At 59.4% G+C, this 5343-nt stretch carries 3 protein-coding genes; 1 reads left to right on the forward strand and 2 read right to left on the reverse strand.

Translation table 11 applies throughout. The annotated features are described in order from the left end of the window. Window positions 1-708: 708 nt before the first annotated feature. On the reverse strand, window positions 709-2205 hold the full coding sequence (gene malQ, locus ACXWUF_RS17860; RefSeq protein ID WP_458495967.1) for a 4-alpha-glucanotransferase: 1497 nt from the start codon (window positions 2203-2205) through the stop codon (window positions 709-711). Window positions 2206-2598: 393 nt separating this feature from the next. After that, complete coding sequence (gene glgC, locus ACXWUF_RS17865) at window positions 2599-3870, reverse strand: glucose-1-phosphate adenylyltransferase (protein WP_458495968.1); 1272 nt, start codon at window positions 3868-3870, stop codon at window positions 2599-2601. A gap of 169 nt (window positions 3871-4039) precedes the next feature. On the opposite strand from glgC, the gene glgB reads away from it, so the two are divergent. Beyond that, window positions 4040-5343: 1,4-alpha-glucan branching enzyme (gene glgB, locus ACXWUF_RS17870; protein ID WP_458495969.1), on the forward strand; the 1304-nt coding region annotated here is incomplete at its 3' end.

Genomic DNA, 5343 nt, shown 5'->3' on the forward strand with positions numbered 1-5343 from the left:
TCAATTGCATATCTGAAATGTCTTTAAAAAGAACTCTATCTAAACCGAGCCAACTTTTGAACTGTTATATCACATGAAACCTTTGAATAAAGGTAACTATTCACGAAGGAGGATAAAAATTTCTGAGCCAGTCATGCTGGAGTTTTCACTTAAAACATCACCGTCATAATTTGCCCCTCCCGAGCATACAATAAGGACGGTCAAACCCTTGTGGAGAACATGGGCGTTATAGGAAACCACCATGGCATGGATTCCGGCACAAAGATGCCGCCTGTAGCGGACCATGCCCCCCAAGACAGCCGAACTAATGGCCATCGCACAGAGTCCGTCACGTAACGAACCTGTTGGGAACGATGAATCCCGCTGTAGAGGGTGCGGGGGGAGGAACCTGTGGTGGGATGGCGGGGATGGCTAAGGCGATTCCTGAAAACGATTGCCCCGCAAACAGCTCGTGGTCCCGGCCCTTCGACCGAAGCTCAGGACAGGCTTCAGCCGGTGCTGGGCCGACTGAGGCCGGGGCTACGAGCCATAAATTTTCGGCTTTGGGGTGTGGGGGAATTATTCCCGGAAATCGGCTCAGAACCCGTCCGGGCTTGCAGCCATCAATCAAACACGCTCGCCCCCCCGCCCCGATGCCTTAGCGGACGCGAGGGGATTCAAAAAGACCGAATCTCATGTGGCCCCATGGCTGGATCCAGAAGCCAGTCATCACGCTTCGGGATGCCGCCCGTACAGGCGGATCATCTGGGCAAACTCGGCCACCTTCTGTTCGCTCAACTGATCCCAGGCGAAGCGCCAACGCCAATTGCCCTCGACGGTGCCGGGGGCGTTCATGCGATGGCCCTTGCCCAGCCCGAGGATGTCTTGCATGGGCAGGATAGCCAGCTTCGCGACCGACGCCAGCGCGCTTTGCACCAACGTCCAGGGCATCTGCCTATCTGGATTGCCGAGATACTGGTAGACATGGCCTTGCTGCTCCGGGGTCAGGCTTTCGTACCAGGAGAGCGTGGTGTCATTGTCGTGGGTGCCCGTGTAAACCACGTTGTTGGCCGTGTGATTGTGGGGCAGGTACGGATTGCCCGGCCCGCCATCGAAGGCGAATTGGAGGATCAACATGCCGGGAATGTCGAACTGGTTCCGCAGGGCTTCGACTTCCTCCGTGATTATCCCTAGGTTTTCCGCAACCAAGGGCAAGCCCGCCCCGTCCATCGCCTTGAACAAAGCGTTCAGCAGCGCCTCGCCGGGCGCCTTCACCCAGCGACCCTGCATGGCCGTCTCGGATTCGGCGGGAATCTCCCAATAGGCTTCGAAGCCCCGGAAATGGTCGATGCGTATCCAATCGTAAAGCGCCAGTTGGCTGCGGAAGCGCTCCAGCCACCAGCGGAAGCCGTCGGCCTCCATTTTGGCCCAGTTGTAATGGGGATTGCCCCAGCGCTGCCCTGTGGCGGAGAAGTAGTCCGGCGGCACCCCGGCGACCACCCGGGCCTGCCCTTCCGCCGTCAGGTCGAAATATTCCTGTTGCGCCCACACGTCGGCGCTGTCGCTGGCGATGAAAATAGGAATATCGCCGAACAGCAGCACCCCGCGCTGTCTGGCGTATTCCCGCAGTTCCGCCCACTGCTGGAAAAACACGAATTGCTCAAACTTCACCCGCGCAATGCTTTCGGCCAGCCGGAGATGGGCGGCCTCCAACGCGGACGGCTGACGCTCGCGAATGGGCGCGGGCCACGCCTGCCAGGGTCGATAGCCCAGCTCTTCCCGCAACACCATGAATAGCGCGTAATCGGACAACCACCCGTGATGGCGCTCGACGAACTCCCCATAGGCCCGCCAATAGCCGTCCTCCGGCGATTGCTTAAACGACTCAAAGGCCATGCGCAACCCAAGGGCACGGCGCTGGTTCGGCGCAAGTTTTCCACCCCAAGACTCCCCGCTCGGCAGCCAGCCTCGTTCGGCAAGCCATTGAAGGTCGATCAAGGCCGGATTCCCGGCATGGGCCGACAAGCATTGATAAGGCGAACCGTCGGGATGGGTGGGGTTGATCGGCAAAGTCTGCCAAATGCTGACGCCGCATCCAGCCAGAAAATCCACAAAGCGGTAGGCGTTCCGCCCGAGGTCGCCGTTGTCCGCCGCGCCGGGCAGAGAGGTTATGTGCAGGAGAACGCCGGCCCTCCGCCGGTCCAGGATGCTATGCGCTTGGGTCACTGCTTATCTTACCGATAATGGGTTGGAAGGCTATGATCGCACCGGGGTGCGAAATGGGTGAGGGGAGCGCCGATGGGCGGCTTGGTGGCTGCCGCTCTGGCCGCTGGGCAAACTCGAAGGCACAGAATCCATATCCACACGCCCCCGCCGAGGCGGTTTGGTGCCCCGAAGCCCAATGCCTTGAGATAGTCGACCCTGCGAGCCAACTTGTTGGATAAACCGCCCAAGCGGAAGGAGGAAATCAATCCGAGCCGAGTAAAGAATTAGGGGCTTTGGAAAGTTGGCCTGGAACGCGGGAATTTTCACCGATTCGCCTCGACCAGCCCGCGTCACGGATGACCACGGGCTGTCGAGGCGGATTTATATTCTTTTGCTGCGAAAGGCCGAGAAATATTATCGGGCGAAATGGAGCTTTTGCCCCAGATCGTCAGGCGTCACCAACACCACGCCACTTGGGCTGACATGGAAGCGCTTCCGGTCTTCTTCCAGGTTTTCGCCAATCACCGTGTTCGGTGGGATATGACAGCCTCGGTCAATGACGGCTTTGGTAATGCGGCAATGACGACCGATGTTCACTTCGGGCAGAATCACAGAGTCCTTTACCTTGGAATAGGAATTCACCCGGACATTGCTGAACAACAGGGAATGCCGCACCTCGGCACCGGAAATCACGCAGCCCCCCGACACCATCGAATCCACCGCCATGCCGCGCCGGTCTTCATCGTCAAAAATGAATTTCGCGGGCGGCGTCTGCGGCTGGTAGGTCCAGATGGGCCAATCCCGGTCATACAAATTAAGTTCGGGATCGACGCCGATCAATTCCATATTGGCCGCCCAGTACGAATCCACCGTCCCCACATCGCGCCAGTAGGCTTGCACGCCGCTCTGTGCATCGCGGAAGGGGTAGGCGAACACGCGGTATTTCTTGATGACGGCGGGAATGATGTCCTTACCGAAGTCATGACTGGAGCCGGGTGTGTCGGCGTCCTTGATGAGCTGCTCGAACAGAAAGGCTGTGTTGAATACGTAGATGCCCATCGACGCCAGGGCATGATCGGGCCGGTTGGGCATGGAGGGCGGGTTGGCGGGCTTTTCGATGAAATCGAAAATGCGCTTGTCCTCGTTGATGTGCATCACGCCGAACGCCTTGGCCTCGTCGAGCGGAACCTCCATACAACCGATGGTCAAGTCGGCCTGCTGCTCGACGTGGTAGGCAATCATGAGACCGTAGTCCATCTTATAGACATGGTCGCCGGCCAAAACCAGGATGTACTCGGGATCGCGCTGGCGAAGAATATCCAAATTTTGGTAAACGGCGTCGGCGGTGCCCGCGTACCAAGATTCCTCAATGCGCTGCTGGGCGGGCATGACATCGACGAACTCACCCAATTCCGCCCGAAGAAATCCCCAGCCCTGCTGGATATGCCGAATTAGGGAGTCTGCCTTATATTGGGTCAGCACCCCCACTTGGCGGATGCCGGAATTCAGGCAGTTGGAAAGGGGGAAATCAACAATGCGGAATTTTCCGCCAAACGGGACGGCGGGTTTGGCGCGCCATTCGGTGAGTTTGTGCAGGCGGGTGCCGCGCCCCCCGGCCAAAATCAGCGCCAAAGTATGTCTGGTGAGACGGCTTACGAAGCGGGATTGATGCATCGACTCTGGCATGGGATTAAGTCTCCATAAGGGGCTTGACGTACATCCGGGGCGCAATTTTGTGTAAGATTAGCCCCAGGCGCTCGGGGTTCTGCCGATAGCGCCATTCTACTATCAGAGGCCCATCAAAGTGAACTCGACCGACAGGCATACCGCTTCCGGCAACGACTCCGAAACCAGCTTGGACTCCGAACTCCAACGCATCGTCCAGGCCCGTCACCACGATCCCTTCGCGGTGTTGGGGCGGCATCAGGGCCAAGGCAAGGAGATATTCCGGGCACTGCTGCCGCACGCCGAAACGGTGCGAATCGGTGCCAAAGGCCCAGAAATGGTGCGCGTTCCCGGCACCGACCTGTTTGAAGCCTCAGTCGAAGCCAGTGCCAAAATTCCCGAGCATTACCGGCTGTTTTGGCAGGATAAATCAGGCCAAACCGGCAACCACATCGACCCCTACACCTTCCCCCCGCAACTCGCCGACTTCGATCTTTATCTCTTCGGCGAGGGCAAGCACTGGCATATCTACCGCATTCTCGGTGCCCATCCCCACACGGTGGATGGCGTGTCCGGCACCCTGTTCGCCACCTGGGCACCCAACGCCGAGCGGGTCAGCGTGGTCGGCGACTTCAACGCCTGGGACGGGCGGGCGCATCCCTTGCGGGCGCGGGGCGGCAGTGGCGTGTGGGAATTATTTATTCCCGAACTCCCGGCGGGTACGGTCTATAAGTTCGAAATTCGCAACCGGCAGCAAAGCACGGTCCTGTTGAAAACCGACCCCTACGGCCAATACTTTGAAGTCCGGCCCAACAACGCCTCCATCACCGTGGCCGAGACCACGTTCCAATGGACCGACGCAGCCTGGGTTGAAGCCCGCAAGTCGCGGGAATGGCTGCATGAACCCATGTCGGTGTACGAAGTCCACCTGGGTTCCTGGCGGCTGGGCGCCGATGGCGAATTCCTCAATTACCGCGACCTGGCGGTGCAACTGGTGGACTACGCCAAGGAACTTGGCTTCACCCACATCGAACTGCTGCCCATCACCGAGCATCCGTTCGACGGCTCGTGGGGCTATCAGACCACCGGCTATTTCGCGCCCACCAGCCGGTTCGGCACGCCGGACGATTTCCGCTGGTTCGTCGATTACTGCCACGCCCACGGCATCGGCGTGTTCCTGGACTGGGTGCCCGCCCACTTCCCCAAGGACGCCCACGGCTTGGCGTGGTTCGACGGCACGCCGCTGTACGAACACGAAGACCCGCGCCTCGGCGAACACCGCGACTGGGGCACGCTGATTTATAACTATGGCCGCAACGAAGTCCGCAACTTCCTGGTCGGCAGCGCCCTGTTCTGGCTGGAAGAATTCCACCTCGACGGCCTGCGCGTCGATGCCGTGGCTTCGATGCTCTACCTCGACTATTCCCGCCAGCCCGGCGATTGGATTCCCAACAAGTACGGCGGCAACGAGAACCTGGAAGCCATCGCCTTCCT

The organism is Methylomagnum sp. (genome assembly GCF_054333355.1).

Excerpts from the sequence above, each read along its gene's own strand:
- glgC (WP_458495968.1), bottom strand. The coding sequence starts at position 3,870 with ATGCCAGAGTCGATGCATCAATCCCGCTTCGTAAGCCGTCTCACCAGA.